The organism is Microbispora cellulosiformans, assembly GCF_008728085.1.
GTDB classification, from domain to species: domain Bacteria; phylum Actinomycetota; class Actinomycetes; order Streptosporangiales; family Streptosporangiaceae; genus Microbispora; species Microbispora amethystogenes.
On the sequence record NZ_VYTZ01000002.1, the window covers coordinates 212,778 to 229,585 of the forward strand.

At 73.2% G+C, this 16,808-nt stretch carries 13 protein-coding genes; 6 read left to right on the plus strand and 7 right to left on the minus strand.

Annotated features, from left to right (window positions below):
• Window positions 1-6 precede the first annotated feature (6 nt).
• A complete protein-coding gene (locus F5972_RS05110) occupies window positions 7-1,965 on the plus strand; it encodes an ABC1 kinase family protein (protein ID WP_225311178.1) in 1,959 nt (652 codons plus the stop codon).
• Between the two features lie 31 nt (window positions 1,966-1,996).
• On the opposite strand, the gene F5972_RS05115 is transcribed toward F5972_RS05110, so the two are convergent.
• The 4 genes from F5972_RS05115 to F5972_RS05130 all read right to left on the minus strand — a co-directional run bounded on the left by F5972_RS05115 (window position 1,997) and on the right by F5972_RS05130 (window position 5,583).
• Window positions 1,997-2,851 carry an ABC transporter permease gene (locus F5972_RS05115; protein WP_150931602.1) on the minus strand — a complete coding sequence of 285 codons (855 nt, stop codon included), beginning with the start codon at window positions 2,849-2,851 and terminating at the stop codon, window positions 1,997-1,999.
• A 4-nt stretch (window positions 2,852-2,855) separates the two neighbouring features.
• On the minus strand, window positions 2,856-3,851 hold the full coding sequence (locus F5972_RS05120; protein ID WP_150931603.1) for an ATP-binding cassette domain-containing protein: 996 nt from the start codon (window positions 3,849-3,851) through the stop codon (window positions 2,856-2,858).
• Complete coding sequence (locus F5972_RS05125; RefSeq protein WP_150931605.1) at window positions 3,848-4,393, minus strand: PadR family transcriptional regulator; 546 nt, start codon at window positions 4,391-4,393, stop codon at window positions 3,848-3,850. Before F5972_RS05125 ends, F5972_RS05120 begins: the two co-directional genes overlap by 4 nt.
• Window positions 4,394-4,488: 95 nt before the next feature.
• Window positions 4,489-5,583, minus strand: a complete 1,095-nt coding sequence (locus F5972_RS05130; RefSeq protein ID WP_225311179.1) for a magnesium and cobalt transport protein CorA — start codon at window positions 5,581-5,583, stop codon at window positions 4,489-4,491.
• A 280-nt stretch (window positions 5,584-5,863) separates the two neighbouring features.
• On the opposite strand from F5972_RS05130, the gene F5972_RS05135 reads away from it, so the two are divergent.
• From F5972_RS05135 to F5972_RS05140, 3 genes are all read left to right on the plus strand, one after another.
• Window positions 5,864-6,583: a M50 family metallopeptidase gene (locus tag F5972_RS05135; RefSeq protein ID WP_150931607.1), complete on the plus strand. Its 720-nt coding sequence runs from the start codon at window positions 5,864-5,866 to the stop codon at window positions 6,581-6,583.
• Window positions 6,584-6,605: 22 nt separating this feature from the next.
• On the plus strand, window positions 6,606-6,740 hold the full coding sequence (locus F5972_RS38720) for a hypothetical protein (RefSeq protein ID WP_263641795.1): 135 nt from the start codon (window positions 6,606-6,608) through the stop codon (window positions 6,738-6,740).
• Window positions 6,741-7,283: 543 nt separating this feature from the next.
• Window positions 7,284-8,360 (plus strand): hypothetical protein, encoded by a 1,077-nt coding sequence (locus F5972_RS05140; protein ID WP_150931609.1) that lies wholly within the window; start codon window positions 7,284-7,286, stop codon window positions 8,358-8,360.
• Between the two features lie 21 nt (window positions 8,361-8,381).
• Here F5972_RS05140 and F5972_RS05145 read toward each other — a convergent pair whose 3' ends face one another.
• The gene (locus F5972_RS05145) at window positions 8,382-11,834 is read right to left on the minus strand and encodes an AAA family ATPase (protein ID WP_150931610.1); all 3,453 of its coding nucleotides are present in this window, start codon (window positions 11,832-11,834) and stop codon (window positions 8,382-8,384) included.
• 31 nt (window positions 11,835-11,865) lie between these two features.
• The gene (locus F5972_RS05150) at window positions 11,866-12,966 is read right to left on the minus strand and encodes an exonuclease SbcCD subunit D (RefSeq protein ID WP_150931612.1); all 1,101 of its coding nucleotides are present in this window, start codon (window positions 12,964-12,966) and stop codon (window positions 11,866-11,868) included.
• Window positions 12,967-13,090: 124 nt separating this feature from the next.
• On the opposite strand from F5972_RS05150, the gene F5972_RS05155 reads away from it, so the two are divergent.
• Window positions 13,091-14,596: an alpha/beta hydrolase family protein gene (locus tag F5972_RS05155; protein WP_150931614.1), complete on the plus strand. Its 1,506-nt coding sequence runs from the start codon at window positions 13,091-13,093 to the stop codon at window positions 14,594-14,596.
• Window positions 14,597-14,684: 88 nt separating this feature from the next.
• Window positions 14,685-16,199 (plus strand): LCP family protein, encoded by a 1,515-nt coding sequence (locus tag F5972_RS05160; RefSeq protein WP_150931616.1) that lies wholly within the window; start codon window positions 14,685-14,687, stop codon window positions 16,197-16,199.
• A 70-nt stretch (window positions 16,200-16,269) separates the two neighbouring features.
• Here the strand turns inward: F5972_RS05160 and soxR are convergent, their stop codons facing one another.
• Window positions 16,270-16,719, minus strand: a complete 450-nt coding sequence (soxR, locus tag F5972_RS05165) for a redox-sensitive transcriptional activator SoxR (protein WP_150931618.1) — start codon at window positions 16,717-16,719, stop codon at window positions 16,270-16,272.
• Window positions 16,720-16,808: the final 89 nt, after the last annotated feature.

Sequence of the window (16,808 nt, forward strand, 5' to 3'; positions counted from 1 at the left end):
CGACGGTTGGACGCGTTGATAGTGACCGCTCTCGCGGTGACGGCCGTCGTGATGATCGCCGCGTTCGCCCTGGCCGCCCGGCGGCTTCTCGGCCTGCGCTTCGGGAGGGTCCGCACCCTGCTCGGCGCCGTCCTCGCCGTCATGCTGGCCGGTCCGGTGTCGCAGGTCCTGGTCGGCTCGGTGGCGCGGAACCAGCCCGGCATCACCCCTTTGTGGTTCCTCCTGCTCGCGTTCGCCTGCGCCCTGCTGGGCTCGATGGTGTTCCTGGTGATCGCCGAAGCCCTGGTGCCGTCGGGGTCGGTCCCGGGTCCCGTGCAGGCGGTGGGAGCGCTACGGCGGCGGGTCGGACGGTCGCGGCGCTACCTGCGCATCACCCGCATCCTCGTCCGGCACGGCCTCGGCCCCTATATGCGCGGGCGCGACCCCGATCTGGACGCACCCTCCAGCCGTGCGCGGCTGGCCCGCTCCCTGCGCAGGGCCCTCGACGAGGGTGGGGTCACGTTCGTGAAGCTGGGGCAGGTCCTGTCGACCCGTGGTGACCTGCTGCCACCCGAGTTTCTCGACGAACTGCGCCTGCTGCAGGACCAGGTCGAGCCCGCACCCTGGGCGGAGATCGAGCGGGTCGTCACCGGGGAGCTCGGCGGGCCGGTGGAGGAGTCCTTCGCCTCGTTCGAGCGGGAGCCGCTGGCGGCGGCCTCGATCGCGCAGGTCCACCTCGCGCGGCTGCGGTCGGGCGAGGAGGTGGTGGTCAAGGTCCAGCGTCCCGGGATCGCTCCCGTCGTGGAGAGGGATCTGGACATTGTGGCCCGCCTCGCCCGTACGGCGGAGCGGCGCACGCGCTGGGCCCGCGGAGCGGGCCTCGGCGACCTCGCCCGGGGTTTCGCCGAGGCGCTGCGCGAGGAGCTCGACTTCCGGGTCGAGGCGGCGAACATGGCCGCCGTCGTCGCGTCGTCGAAGGACCCGGCCGTACGGGCCCCCGTGCCGTACCCGCGGCTGAGCGGCCGCCGCATGCTGGTGATGGAGCGGCTGCACGGCGTTCCGCTCGCCGCCGGCCAGGACGGCCTCGGCGCGGCCGAGCGGGAGGAGATCGCCAGGACCCTCCTGCACACGCTTCTGGAGCAAATCCTGCTCAACGGGGTGTTCCACGCCGACCCGCATCCGGGGAACATCATGCTGCTGTCCGACCGGAGCGTCGCGTTGCTCGACTACGGGTCCGTCGGGCGGCTCGACGGCGCCCTCCGGGCCGCGCTCCAGCGCCTGCTCGCCGCGCTGGACCGCGCCGACCCGGCGGGCGTCGGCGACGCCCTGCTCGAACTGGTGCCCCGGCCCGACGAGATCGACGAGCGCGAGCTGGAGCGGGCGATCGGCCGCTTCATGGCCCGGCACCTGATCCCCGGCGTCGCCCCGGACTCCCGGATGTTCGGCGACCTGTTCCGCATGGTCTTCGCCCACGGGCTGTCGGTGCCGCCAGAGGTGGCCGCGGTGTTCCGGGCGCTCGGCACGGTCGAGGGCACGCTCACCCGCCTCGCGCCCGGGTTCGACATCGTGCGGGAGGCGCGGGACTTCGCCGGCCGCCGCCTGGCCCCACCCGGCGGGCGGGAGGAGATCCGTACGGCGGTGGTCCAGGAGGCCGTGCGCCTGCTGCCCCTGCTGCGGCGGCTGCCCCGGAGTGTGGACCGCATCGTCGGAGCGGCGGAGAGCGGCAGGTTCAGCGTCAACGTGCGCCTGTTCGCCGACCCCCGGGACCGCAGGCACGTGACCGGCCTGCTGCACCAGGCTCTCCTGACGGTGCTGGCGGCCACCGCAGGGCTCATGGCGGTGCTGCTGCTCGGCTCGGAGAGCGGGCCCAGGGTGACCGCCGCCGTCACCCTCTACCAGCTGATCGGCTACAACCTGCTGGTGGTGAGCGCCGTCCTCGCGCTGCGCGTGCTCGTTGCCGTCTTCCGGGAGCGCCGGGAGGACTGACCCGAACCGGTCGGTCCGTGCCCGGAGCCGCTCAGTCCGTACGCCGGAACTGGGCCACGGCCACGGCGAGCAGGACCGCGCCGACGGCGGCGACCAGGCCGAGTTCGAGCGGCACCGGCAGCCGGTGGCCGAACCAGCTCACGCCGGGGTTGAGCATCGCGTCCACCTGCGGCGGCACGTCGAGGTGGCCGAACACCGCCCGGCGCATCGGGTCCACGGCGTACGTCAGCGGGTTGACCGTCGTCAGCACGTGCAGCCACGACGGCAGGCCGGCCAGCGGGAACATGGCGCCCGACAGGAACATCATCGGCATGATCGCCATCTGCATGACGCCGAAGAAGCTCTGCATGGTGCGCATCCGGGCGGCCAGCGTCACGCCGAACGCGGTGATCGTGAAGGCGGCGAGGAACATCTCGCCGAGCAGGGTGAGGATCAGGCCCGGCGAGTACGGCACGCCGACCAGCCCCGCGAGCGCGAGGATGATCACCCCCTGCAGGGTGGCGACGACGGCGCCGCCCAGGCACTTGCCGACCACGATCGCGCCCCGGCTGACCGGCGCGACCAGCATCTCGCGCAGGAACCCGAACTCGCGGTCCCACACGATGGACCCCGCGGAGAACATCGCCGTCATGATCACGGTCATCGAGATCATGCCGGGATACATGAACGTCCGGAAGTCGACCCCGGGGACCGATCCGCGCACCAGCGTGCCGAGCCCGGTGCCCATCACGAACAGCCACAGCACCGGCTGGACCAGCGAGGACACGATCCGCGTGCGGTCGTTGGCGAACCGCAGCAACTCCCGGTGCAGCACCACCTTGACCGCCCGCAGGTCGTGGCCTCCGCCCGCCCGCGGCACGCTCACCCGGACCACATCGGTCGTCATCAGGTCACCTTCCCCTGGCCATCGCGCGCATCCACTGGTTGCCGGTCCCCGACGACTCGGCGTCGCGGATCGTGGAGCCGGTGTAGGACATGAAGACGTCGTCGAGCGACGGGCGCGACACGCTCACCGACCTGATCGGCACGCCGAGACCCGCGAACAGCCGCGGCACGAACTCCTCCCCCGACGGGACCGCGAACGTCACCTGACCCTCCCGTACGGCGGCCTCGACGCCGAAGTTCTCCTTGAGCAGGGCCATCGCGCGTTCGTCGTCGCCGGTCTGGATCTGCACGCGGTCCTTGCCGACGCTCGCCTTGAGCGCCTCCGGCGAGTCGATCACCACGATCTCGCCGTGGTCGATGATCGCGATGCGGTCGCAGTACTCGGCCTCGTCCATGTAGTGCGTCGTCATGAAGATCGTGATGTCCTCGCTGTGCCGCAGCTTGCCGATGTATCCCCAGATGGCGGATCGGGTCTGCGGGTCCAGGCCGACCGTGGGCTCGTCCAGGAAGAGCACCCGGGGCGAGTGCAGCAGCCCCCGGGCGATCTCCAGCCGGCGCTTCATGCCGCCGGAGAACGTCATGACCTTGCCGTCCCTGCGGTCCCACAGCCCGACCATGTCCAGCACCTGGCGCATCCGGTCGCCGACCAGGTCCTTCGGCACGCCGTACAGCTCGGCGTGGAAGCGCAGGTTCTGCTCGGCGGTCAGGTAGCCGTCCAGCGTCGGCTCCTGGAACACCAGCCCGATGTTGCGGCGTACGGCGTCGCGCTCGGTCACGATGTCGTGCCCGGCGACGAGGGCGGTGCCGCCGGTCGGGGTGGCGAGCGTGCACAGCATGCTGATCGTGGTGGTCTTGCCCGCGCCGTTCGGCCCGAGGAAGCCGAACACCTCACCGGGCGCGACCTCGAAGTCGACGCCCTTGACGGCCTCGACCTTGCCGTACGTCTTGCGCAGCCCGCGCACGGCCACCGCCGCGTTCACATCTCCCCCGTTCACGCTCATGTGTCCTCCGCGAGGATCCGGAACATCGCCTGCCGGGTGCTCCGCAGCAGTTTCTTGGTCTCGGCGACCTGCCGGTCGTCCGCGACGTGGGTGAGGTGGACGAACGCCTCGCCGAGCTGGCCCCACAGCAGCCGCAGCTCATGCCGGTCCTCGGGGAGGCTGCGGCGGACGTCGGCCCACGGCTCGGCCCGCGGGTCGGCGTGGCTCCTGCCCTCCCCGGTCAGCCGGTAGGCGCGGCTGCCGCTCGCGTCCTCCCCCGCCACCAGTCCCTCGTCCTCCATCTGCTGGAGGGCGGGGTAGACCGAGCCGGGGCTGGGCCGCCAGACCCCGCCGCTGCGCCGCTCGATCTCCTCGATGAGCTGGTAGCCGTTGCGCGGCTCCTCGGTCAGCAGGCGCAGCAGAGCCGTACGGACGTCGCCTCGCCGTACGCGCGGGCCGAGACCGGGCGGGACCGGCGGTGGAGGCGGCGCGGCGCCGTGGTGCGGCGGAGGCGGGGGTGGTGGCGGCGGGGATGCCTGCGGGGGCCATCCATCGTCGTGCATCTGAACCTCCAACTATCGAGATACGTGAACGATATATCTAGATAGTTGTCACGACAAGGCCCGAACCGGTGCCTCGGTGCTCGAAGCGGAGGGTCCTACAGCCAGTCGCGGCGCTTGAAGACCAGGTAGAGCGTGAGGCAGACGAGGCCCATGAGCATGATCGCCACGGGGTAGCCGAGCCACCAGTGCAGCTCGGGCATGTGATCGAAGTTCATCCCGTAGATCGTGCCGACCAGGGTCGGGGCGAACAGGATGGCGGCCCAGGCGGAGATCTTCTTGACCTCGTCGCCCTGGGCGATGCTCGTGGTCGTCAGCTTGGTCATCTCCTCGTTCTGCTGCTGGCTCACGAGGGTGGAGTTGACGATGAGGATGTCCTGGAGCATCTGCCGGAAGCCCGCCACGCGCTCGGTGACCGTGATGGCGTGGTCGGACACGTCACGCAGGTAACGCTGCAACTCCTCGTTCACGCCATACTTGGGCGACCCCGCGATGAAGCCGTCGAGCATCGGCACGAGCGGGCTGGTCGCCCGCTGGAACTCGATGACCTCGCGCGACAGCGCGTAGATGCGCCGCGGCGCGGCCGGGTCGCCGCCGAAGACCTGCACCTCGATCTCGTCGATGTCGTTCTGCAGCCCGGCGACCACCGGCGCGTAGCCGTCCACCACCGCGTCGAGGATCGCGTACAGCACGGCCTGCGGGCCCTGGCGGAGCAGGTCGGGGTCCGACTCCATCCGCCGGCGCACCTTCGACAGGTCGGGCGCCTCGCTGTGCCGCACGGTCAGCACGAAGTCGGGGCCCACGAAGACGTGCAACTCGCCGAAGGCGACCTTCTCCGGCTTGTCGAGGTACTGCGCCGCCCGCAGCACCACGAACAGCGTGCCGCCGTACCGGTCGGCCTTGGGCCGCTGGTGGGCGACGATGGCGTCCTCAATGGCGAGCTCGTGCAGCCCGAACTCCTCGGCGGCCTTGATCAGCTCCGCCTCCTCCGGCCGGTAGAGGCCGATCCACGCCATCGCGCCCGGGCGTGAGCGCAGCGAGGCGATCGCGTCGCCGAGCGACAGCGGCGAGTCCACCCGCTCGCCGTCCACGTACACCGCGTTGTCGATCACGCTGTGCCTGAAGGAGTCCTCGCGCTCGCCGGCCCGAGGGTCCATGGAGTGTTCGGGAGCCTGCTCCGGCTTCGTCCTCATGAGTCCACTCAATCCGCGCAGTCCGCGCATACGCCGCTCAGCCACACGTAGAAGGTAACCCCGCCGCCGAGGCCGCCGACGCACCGCCCTGCGCGGGCACGCGCGGATCCCTACGACCGCTACATCCTGGATAGGGCGGCTGATCTCCGGCGATCCAACCGCCGGCACGAGGACCGTATGGCCCCGGCTAATCCGGCGCCGTCTCGCGACCCGCCACCGCCCACGACCCGACGCCGCCCGCGGCGAGCACGCGGGGAGCCGCCGCCGTACGATTCCGGGCGTGACCCCCCTCAAGGCCCTCTGGAACCATCTGACCGCCACCCAGGTCGCGCCCCCGCTCTGGCTGGTCGTCCTGTCCGGGTTCGCCGCTCTGGCGGTAGTCGCCTATCCGATCTCATGGCACTATTCCCGCGGCCTGATCACGATCGCGCACGAGGGCGGTCACGCGCTCGTGGCGGTGCTCACCCGGCGCAAGCTGCGGGGCATCCGGCTCCACTCGGACACCTCCGGAGTGACGCTCACCCGGGGCCGGCCGACCGGGCCCGGCATGGTCGCCACCGCCGCGGCGGGATACGTCGCGCCGTCCCTGATCGGCCTCAGCGCGGCCTGGCTGGTCGCGGACGGGCGGATCACCCTGCTGCTGTGGGCCGTGCTCGCGCTGCTGACGTGCATGCTGCTGATGATCAGGAACGTCTTCGGCGCGGTGTCCCTGCTCGTGGTGGGCGGCGCGGTCTTCGCGCTGTCCTGGTTCGCCCCGCCCGACGTGCAGTCCGCCGGCGCCTACGCCGCGGCGTGGTTCCTGCTGCTCGGCGGCGTGCGGCCGATCCTCGAACTGCAGGCCAAGCGCCGGGTCGGCCACGCCCCGGACTCCGACGCCGACCAGCTCGCCCGGCTGACCCACGTGCCCGGCACGCTCTGGGTGCTGCTGTTTCTGCTGGTCTCCACCGCGTCGCTCGTCTACGGCGGCTACCTTCTGGCCTCCCGCTGGCTGCCGATGTAGCACGAGTTGACCTCTCGTCGGGGTGTCCATCCGTCCGGGCCAGGCGGGAGCGGCTCGCACGGCGATGCCCGGCTCCGCGCACCCGTTCGCCGGCGCCTTCCTGGACGGCCTGTCCCCCGCCCAGGCCGAGGTCGTACGGGGGCCATGGACCTGCTGACGCGGCAGGCGGCCCGGTGAGGCACGCCATCGGATACAGCGGGGAGCAGACGCCGATGATGGCGGCCCTGTCGTTCGTGCTGGTCCGTCTGCGCCCGGCGGCTGCGTTTCTTCGCCGACGATCCGCCCGCGGCGATGCGGGCCATCGCCCAGGTGATCGAATCCGCCTGAGCGCCTTTACGTTGTAGATCATAAGGTGGGGGAAATCTTCGCCTGATGGCTGATCGAATCGCGGCCGGGCGGTGGAGTGAATGGGATAAATCTGCGCGCGTTTGTGCCATGGGCACGACAATTATCCCGATTCGGCCCTCCGTAAGCTGGTCGGGCACTTTCTCGCGGGCGCGTTTCGTTGGGGAGTCCAGGAAGGGAAAATCCCTGGTGACAATTCGATTTCTTCTGCTCGTGGCCATCCCCCTTTTATGGTTACGTGTGGTTCGTCTGCTGGTCGGGGCCTGGCTGGAAAGGGACGAGTGGTGAGGCGAACTCGATCGGGCGGACCTCGATCGGGCGGGCGGCACGTCCGCGCGCGAGGGGTGACCGTCGCGTGAGCCCGGACCAGGAGCCGGAGGAACCGCCGGCGAGGCGGCCGCGCACCGGCCGGGAGAAGCTGGTGCTGGCGGGGAAGAGCGCCGGCGCCCTGATCACCTTCGCCGTCACCGTGGGCGCGTTCTGGATCGCGCTGGTGGACCGGACCCCCGGGCCGACGATCGACGAGTGGCGTCTCAAGGCCAACAACATCTGCCAGCGCGACGTCGGCGACATGCAGACCTCGCTGCACTCGGCCATGCTCCAGATGGCCCAGGCCGTACGGGCGATGCCGCCCGCCGGCACGCGCAGCCCCGAACTGGCCTCGGTCGTGACGTCGATGGACGAGGTCGCCTCGGCGTTCCGCGCGATGAGCGCCGACTTCGCGGAGATCCCGGTGCCGGAGGGATACGACCGCCGCGACATCGACGGGCTCCTGCGCGACACCCGGAACTTCGCGGCCACGTTCACCACGATCGCGACGTTCCTCGTGAACCATCAGGTGGGCCAGAGCACCCCGCTCCAGATCCAGGCCACGATGACGGCGATGCAGGCGCTGGCGAGCACCACGATGCCGTCCTGGACGGCCGGCGCGCGGCGGCTCGGCCTGACCGAGTGCCTGGCCGTCATGGGCACCGCGCCTCCGACGCCGATCGCGCCGGCTCCGGCCGGGTTCACGGTGGGGCAGCAGGCCCTGGTCGACCGCGTCGACTCCCGGGTGCTGGCCGGATGCGTCCCGGCGCCCGCCCAGGAGAACGACAAGGTGATCGCCGCGGTGAACTGCGCGGTCGTGCGCCCCGGCCCGGCGCGGAACCCGCTGGTGATGCGGTTCATCGACGCGAAGGCGCTGAAGGCGTGGCTCGCCGGGCTGTCCGCGGGCCTGGGGTCGCGCGGCTGCGCCAACGGCGACTCCTCCGGCCCCTGGAACCACGAGGGAACGGCCACGGGGACGCTCGTCTGCAAGCCCGGCGCGAACGGCTCCTACCTGGCCGCGTGGACCTTCGACGGCGAGGACGTCGCGGTCGTCGCCGAGGCGGGCGACCGGCAGACCATCTGGACCTGGTGGAAGGACAACGCCTACCTGCTGACCCCCTGAGCCCACTCGCCCCCGCGAGGGTCAGGCGTGCGACAGGGTGGAGCCGCCGCGGTTCTTCAGCACGCGGAGCTGGGCGGGGATGCGCACGCGCAGTTCGGCGACGTGGCTGACCACCCCGACCGCCCGGCCGCCCTCCCGCAGCCCGTCGAGGATGTCGAGCACGTCGTCGAGCGTGTCCTCGTCGAGCGTGCCGAAGCCCTCGTCCACGAAGAGGGTGCCGATCTCCGCGCCGCCGGCCTCCTGCGTCACGACGTCGGCCAGCCCCAGCGCGAGGGCGAGGGAGGTGATGAAGCTCTCGCCGCCGGACAGGGTGGCGGGGTCGCGCTCCACCCCGGTCCAGGCGTCGAGCACCCGCAGGCCCAGCCCGCCGCCCGACCGGCCCCGGTCGCCCGCGGTCCGGTTCAGGTCGTGCCGCAGCAGGTAGCGCCCGCCCGACATGTGGTCGAGGCGCTCGTTGGCCGCGTCCACGACCTGCCGCAGTCGCTCGCCGAGCACGTACGCCGACAGCCTCATGTGCCAGCGGTTGTCGCCGGAGGTTCCGTTGGCGAGTTCGGCGAGACGCCGGGCCAGGCGGTGCCGCTCCTCCGCCGGCCGGTGGGCGCGCACCGCGGCGTCCAGTTCCCCGGCGAGCGCGGTGAGCTGGTCGAGCCTGCTCCGCGCACGGTCGCGGGCCGAAGTGCGCACGCCGTGCTCGTGCTCGGCCGCGTCGTGCGCGGCGCTCAGCTCGGTCAGGCCGGCGGGCGGCTCGGCGGCCGCCGCGACCAGCTCGGGATCGGCCAGCAGCCCCTCCACCGTGGCGCGCTCGGCGTCCAGCAGTGCCAGCCGCTCGGTCATCACCTCCCGGTCCTCCGGGGTGCGGACCGCCGCGGCGGCGTGCTCCACGCTCGCGAACCCCTCCCCCGACGCGGCCCGGGCCGCCGCGGCCCGCGCGGCCTCGCTCTCGCGCCCGGCCGCCGCCGCCGTCCGCGCCGCGTCGGCCGCCTCACGCAGCAGGCCGGCCTCCTCCGAGAGGCGGTCGAGACGGGCGGCGAGCGACGGGTCCGCGCCCCGCGCGGCGTCGATCACCCCGGCCAGCCGGCGTTCACCGGTCTCCAGCATGTCCCGGTGGGCGCGGGCCTCGGCCAGCTCCGCCCCGGCCCGCGCGGCCCGCTCGCCCAGCTCCTCCAGCTCGGCCGTGAGCCGGGCGGCGCGGGCGGCGAGCTCCTCCTCCGTCTCCGCCTCCGACCGGGCCCGGCTGAGCCGGGCCTCCACGTCCGCGAGGTCGCCCTCCAAGCTTGCGGCGAGGCGCTCTCCCTCGGCGAGCAGGGCGTCTCGCCTGGTCCTGGTCTCGGTCAGCAGCCCGGCCAGCTGCACGGCCCGCTCACGGGCGTCCTCCAGGGCGGCGGCGAGCCGCCCTGCCTCCGCCTCGGCCGCCTCGACCGCCGCAGCGGCCGAGCGCAGCCGCGACAGCTCGTCCCGGGCCTCGTCCAGGGCGGCCCCGGCGTCCTCCTGGGACAGGTCCCCGGCACGCGACTCCGCGTCGGCGAGGCGCGAGGAGAGTCCCGCGACGTTCGCCTCCGCCGCCTCACGGGCGCGCTGCGCCGCGTCGAACGCGTCCTGCGCCGCCTGCTCGTCCTCGGCCGTGGCGGCCCGTACGGCGGGCTCGGCCGGGCGGGGATGCCCGGTGGCGCCGCAGACGGCGCAGGGCAGGCCGTCCACGAGCCCGGCCGCCAGTTCGGCGGCCATCCCGTCGATGCGGTCCTGCCGCACCTCCTGCAGCCGGTCCCGGCGCTCCTGGGCCAGGTCGACCGTCGTGCGGCGGTCCCGCTCGGCCGCGTCCAGCTCGGCGGTCAGCGTGTCGCGGAGCCGCGCGCTGCCGAGCCGCTCCTCCGCCGTCCGGGCGGCGGCCTCCAGCGCGGGAATCAGCGCGGCCATGTCGCGCAGGCCCTGGAGCCGTTCCCCGGCGTCGGCCAGGGCCGCGGGCAGGTCCTGCTGGTCGGCCCGCGCCCGCGCCTCGTCGCCGGAGAGCCGGGTCAGCTCCGCGTCGAGCAGCGCGGCCTCCTCGGTGACCGCGCGCAGCCGCAGCGCGGCGTCCCTGGCGGCGGTCAGGCCCGGAAGGCTCGCCGCCGAGCGGCGCGCCGCCGCGAGCCGCTCCTCGACGCCGAGACGCTCCCCGGGCAGCGCGACAAGCCGTCCGGCCAGGCGGGCCTCCTCCCCGGACAGCTCCGCCAGCAGGCGCTCGGCGCCCGCCCGCTCGTCCCGCACCTCCCGCAGGCGCGCCTCCTCCGGGAGGATCTGGCGCACCCGGGCGATCTCGTCGCGCCGTTCCCGCTCCAGCGCGGCCAGCCGTTCCGGATCCGGCCGCTCCGGGTCCAGGCCCGGCACGCCAGCCCCCGCGCCCGGGCGCTCCGGAGCTCCACCTGAGGCACCGTCCGAAGCGCCGTCCGAGTTGCCGGGGAACGCGCGGAGCATGGCGTCGGCGGCCACCCGGCGGGCCTTCGCCACGGCCTCCGCACGCTGCTCGGCCTGGCGGACGAGCGGCAGCACCCGGTCGGCGCGCGCGGCCTCGTCGAGCATCGCCTCCAGGTCGGATCGCTCGTCCGCCGCCGCGTCGAGCTCCTGGCGCCGGGCCAGGGCGGCGGCGTGCCTGCGCTGCCGATCGGCGAGGGCCCGGCCGTCCTCCAGGCGGCTCCGGGCCGACAGCAGGCCGGCCTGGCTCGCGGCGCAGGCCGTCGCCGCGTGGGCGAGCGCGCCCTCGGCGAGGCTCAGCACCTCACCCGACCAGGCCTCCGGTTCGGCCGCGTCCTCCGGCAGCGCCAGGTCTCCCGCCGCGCCGCGCATACGGTCCAGCACGGAGTCGACCCGCTGGGCCAGCTCCTGCGCCTCCCGCCCGGAGCGCGTGCGGTGGTCGGCCAGCCACCGCTCCACCTCGCCGAACACCCGGACGGAGAAGAGCCGCTCCAGCAGTTCGCGCCGCTCCTCGCCCCCGGCGCGCAGGAACTTCGCGAAGTCGCCCTGCGGCAGCAGCGCCACCTGGCAGAACTGGGCGGCGTTCATCCCCGTGAGCGTGCCGATGAAGTCGCCGGCCTCGTCGCTGCGGGTGCTGCGCGCGACCCACCGCCCGCCGGGCTCGGTCAGCTCCTCGACCAGGGCCTTGGCCTTCTCCTCCACCAGACCCGAGCCCCTGAGCTTGGGCCGCATCCACGCGGGGGAACGGGTGACGCGCAGGCGCCTGCCCCGGATCGTCGCCTCCAGCGTCACCGACGGCCCCCGGGTGGGCGGCGCGTGGTCACAGCGCAGGCTGCGGGCGCTCTCCCGCTGGCCGGGCACCCGTCCGTACAGGGCGTAGCAGACGGCGTCGAGCACCGTCGTCTTGCCCGCGCCGGTCGGCCCGTGGATCAGGAACAGGCCCGCCTCGCCGAGCGCGTCGAAGTCGACCTCCTCCGTTCCCGGGAAGGATCCGAACGCGACCATGCTCAGCCGATGCAGCCTCACCGTGCCTCCTCACCCGGCGCGGGCCGGCCGCTCACACGCTCTCCCTGATGCGGCACGCCTCGACCGCCTCCTCCAGCAGACGCCGTTCGTCGTCGTCGGCCTGCTCGCCGCGCACCGCCTGGACGAAGTCGAGCGCCACGTCGATCTCGGCCCTCCCGGCGATCCTCGGGGTACGAGCGGGGCTCCCGGTCGCGCCGTCCGGTTCGAAGGCGAGCGCGAGCGTGTGCGGGAAGCGCCCGCGCAGGCGTTCCATCGCCTCGCGCGGGCGCACCGGGTCGGTCAGCGTCACCTGCAGCCAGTGGTCCTCGTGCCGGGCGAAGCGGGCGTCGGTCAGCAGGTCGTCGATGCGGCCCCGGACTCGCGCGACCGGGCGCGGCACCGGCGCCGGGACGAACTCCGTCCGCCCGCCGTCCAGGTCGGCGAGCCAGGAGCCCTTCAGGTGACCGGCCTCGGAGAAGGAGTAGGCGATCGGCGAGCCGCTGTAGCGCACCGTCTCGCTCATCGCCTGGCGCCCGTGCAGATGGCCGAGGGCGACGTAGTCGGCGCCGTCGAAGGCGCTCAGCGGCACGTGGGAGACCCCGCCGACGCTGATGTCCCGCTCGCTGTCGCTCGCCTCCCCTCCGGTGACGAACGCGTGCGCGAGCACCACTCTGCGCGCGGCCGGGTGCGCGCGGACCCGGTCCATGGCGTACGAGAGCGCGGCGGTGTGGCTGCGCTCGGCGAGCTCCCACGGCCCCCGGACGAGCTCGGGCTCCAGGTAGGGGATGCCGAAGAACGCGACGTCACCGATCGTGACCGGCTCCCAGGCCCGGGCGGGGTCGGTGCGCAGGTGGACGCGCTCCATGAGATCGGCGCCGAAGCCCAGCCGTACGGCGGAGTCGTGGTTGCCGCTGATCAGCACGGTGTGCGCGCCCAGCGCCTTGAGCCTGGCGAGCGCCTCGTTGCACAGCGCGACCGCGTCCACGGGGGGCAGGGCGCGGTCGTAGACGTCGCCGGAGACCAGCACGACCTCCACCCGCTCCGCGCGCACGGTCTCGACGAGGTGGTCGACGAACGCGGCCTGCGCGCCGAGCAGGCTCTCCCGATGGAAGGAGCGGCCGAGATGCCAGTCGGAGGTGTGCAGGACACGCATGTCGCAGGAAGCTAACAGGTCCCGCCGACAAACGGCGCATCAATCGTCACATCCGTGCACCGCGCAGGAAGCGAGTAATGACTTAACCTGGGTTCGGGATACGAGATCGCATGGGGAGCGCCTCATGAACATCGGCCGGGGCACTCTCGGGGTGATCGCCGGTGTGCTGATGGTCATGCTCGCCGTCATCGGCCACGTGCTCTCCCCTCCGGCCTTCGACCCGCCGCCGCTGCCCGCCTCGCCCCAGTTCCGGGACATCCCCGCGCAGCCCGCCGCCGAGGTGCGGCCGATCGCCGGAGCGGGTTTCCGCGGCGGGCCCTTCCGCACCGAGAAACTGCTCGTGCCGGCGAGGAACGAGACGCTGCGGGCGACGATCAGGTCGCCGCTGTCCCCCGGACGCCACCCCGCGTTCGTGTTCGTGCAGGGGTCGGGCTCGGGCGACGGCGGGGAGTTCACCCAGCAGGCCGAGTGGCTCGCGCGGGCGGGCATCGTGACGCTCGCCTACGACAAGCGGACGGTCGGCTACTCCTTCCGCAGCCGCGACTTCGGGCTGCTCGCCGACGACGCCCTGCGCATGCTGCGGGTGCTGCGCCAGCGGCCCGACGTCGACCCGGCGCGCGCGGGACTGTGGGGGGTGAGCGAGGGCGGCTGGGTCGTCCCGATCGCCGCCGCGCGCGACCCCCGGGCGGCGTTCGTGGTCCTCGTCTCCTCGCCGAACGTCTCGCCGCTGCGCCAGGTCGCCTGGGCGCTCAACGAGCAACTGCTGCGCCTGCACGCCCCGACCGGCGTACGCGACCTGCTGACCAGGGTCATGGGCGGCGTCGGCTTCGACTTCCTGCGCTACGACGGGGCGCCCGCCCTGCGGGGGATCACCCAGCCGGTGCTCGCGTTGTACGGCACCGACGACCCCTCCATCCCCTTCGTGGAGAGCACCCAGGCCCTCACCCGGGCGCTGCGGCAGGGCGGCGACGCCGACTACACCATCCGCTTCCTCGCCGGGGCCGACCACGCCATGCGGGTCAACGGCGGGACGTTCGCGGCCGGCTACCTGCCCACGCTCGCGAACTGGATCAGGGACCTGCCGCGTACGGCGAGACCCTCGGTGCCCATCGCGGGGGCGACGCCGGTGCAGCGCTACGAGGCGGCCGACGTGCCGGCCGCGCCGTGGTGGGGCGACAGCACGATCCTGTGGCTGACGCTCTGCCTGGCCGCGGTGGGCTACGTCGCGGCGCCGGTGACCGAGATGGTCGTCCGCCTGCGCGGACGCGACCTGCGCTTCCAGGCGAACGTCGAGCGGTGGCCGGCCATCCGGCGGCGGCTGCGCCGGATGGCCTGGATCGGGCTCGGAGAACTCGCCGCGGTCATGGCGTTCATCACGCTGATCGTGCTGTTCTCGGTGAACCAGGCGGGCGCCTGGCCCGCCGTACAGGCCGGGTGGCTGGTCGTGCGGCTGCTCGCCGTCGCGATGCTGGCGCAGACGGTGGCGACGTTCGCCGCGGTCGCCGCCGGCCAGCGGGACGGCTGGGAGCCGACGCCCTGGCAGAAGAGCGTGCTCGCGGGCGTGCTCGGCGGCACGGCCCTGCTGCTCCTGACCGCGGCCTACTACGGCCTGTTCGCCTTCCCCTGGTAGGGCCGCGCCCCGGTCAAGATTCGGCAAGGGCTGGTCCGGCTCGTGGCGGTCACGGGTTTTCCGCGGTCCGTGTCGCTTCAATTGAGCCGTGGTCACCCCTGGTCTGGCACGCCGGAAGGGCGCCGCGCAGGCGGCGCGTCGCGCCGGGCCGGCGCGCGGGGCCGTCGCGCTCATCGCCTGGGTGGCGCTGTCGGCGGTGCTGCCGGGCGCGGCGCACCTGCGCGCGGGCCGCCGCCGCGCGGGGCTGATCCTCCTCGGCGGCTACCTGACCACGGTCGTCTGCGTCGCGGGCGTCGCCGCCGGGGCCGACGCGGGCCTCGCCGGGCGGGCCCTGGGGTGGCTGAGCCAGATCTCCCTGGTCTTCGTGGCCTGCGCCGTCGCCTGGTTCTGGCTGGTCGTCCACTCGTACGTCGTCCTGCGCCCCGCGGCGCTGCCGCGCTCGGGGCAGATCCTGACCGGGCTGGCCGCGGGCACGCTCGCGGTCGTCGTCGCGGTGCCGTTCGCGGTCGCCGCGCGGTACGTCGCCCTGTCCGAGCGGACACTCGACGCGATCTTCACCACGCCCGGCGGGGGCGGCCCGGCGGGTGCGGGGGCGGGGCCACAGGATCCGTGGGCGGGCCGGGACCGGGTCAACGTGCTGCTGCTCGGCGGCGACTGGGGCGCCGACCGGATCGGGATGCGCACCGACAGCATCAACGTCGCCAGCGTCGACGTCCGCACGGGCCGCGCCGTGCTGCTCGGCCTGCCCCGCAACCTGGAGCACGTGCGGTTCCCTCCGGGCAGCCCGATGGCCGTCCGGTTCCCCTTCGGGTTCCGCCTTCCGGAGTACCGTCCCGGCTGGCGGGAGGACCTGCTGTTCTCGGTGTGGCAGTACGCCGACGACCATCCCGAACTGTTCGGCGGCCACCGGCACATGGGCGCCCAGGTCCTCAAGGAGACGGTCGGCTACATCCTCGGCCTGCGGATCGACTGGTACGCGTTGGTCAACATCTGGGGCCTGGCGAAGATGATCGACGCTCTCGGCGGGATCGTGCTCACCGTGGACCGCGACATCGTGTACGGCCGGTACGACGAGGGGGTGGTCAGGGCCGGGACCCGCCGCCTGAACGGCACAGAGGCGCTGTGGTACGCCCGGTCCCGCACCCTCAGCGACGACTTCGACCGGATGCACCGCCAGCGGTGCCTGCTCGGCGCGCTGCTCGGCCAGGCCGACCCGGCGACGGTGCTCACGCGGTTCACCCAGATCGCGGCGGCCACCCGCAGGATCCTCAGCACCGACGTGCCGAGGCCCATGCTGGAGCACCTGGTGCCGCTGGCCTGGAAGGTCAAGCACGCCGGGGTCACCAGCCTCCAGTTCGTGCCACCGCTGGTCAACACCGCCTATCCCGACTGGGACCGGATCCGGCTGCTCACGGCGAGGGCGATCCGCGACTCGCTGAACTCCCAGACCACCCCTCCGGCCACCCCCTCGACCGGTCCGGGGCGGCTCCGGCATCGGCACTCTCCGCCGTCGCCCTCCCCCGCGCCTGTGCCGCCGTCGCCGGGGACGCCGAGCCCGATCGAGGACGGCTGCGGCGCGCAGCCCACGGCGTCGACGCGCTGAGCCCCGCCTCCCCTCGTGCGGCCACCGGCGATCGAGGACTTCGTGGAACCGACGTCCTGAGACATCACATCTAGGGGAGGCGTCTCGCGCCGGGGCCATCCCGTCCGAGCACGTCGTCCGGGTTGGAGTACGGGCAGGATCTCAGGGACAGGCAGCCGCAGCCGATGCAGTCCGAGAACCGGTCGCGGAGCACGATGAGTTCTTCGATCCGGCGAGTCAGATCGTCGTGCCACTGCCGTGAGATGCGGGCCCAGTCGCGCTTGGTCGGCACGCCCTGGTCGGGGAGCTGGTCGAGCGCTTCCTTGATGCTCTCCAGCGAGACTCCGACGCGTTGAGCCGCTCGGATGAACGCGATGGCGCGCAGGGTGTCGCGGCGGTACTCCCGTCGGCCCCCCGGCGTGCGGCGGCTGTAGATGAGACCGAGGCTCTCGTAGTAGTGCAGCGCCGAGACGGCGACGCCGGCACGGGCCGCGACCTGGCCGGGTTTGAGCCAGACCATGTCGGGTTCGACTTGGGGCATCCCGCACTCCGGATTGAGCGGATCACCGCGTTGACATCAAGTCCACTTGATGAAGTTCACTGTACATCAAGCGAACTTCGTCAACGCGA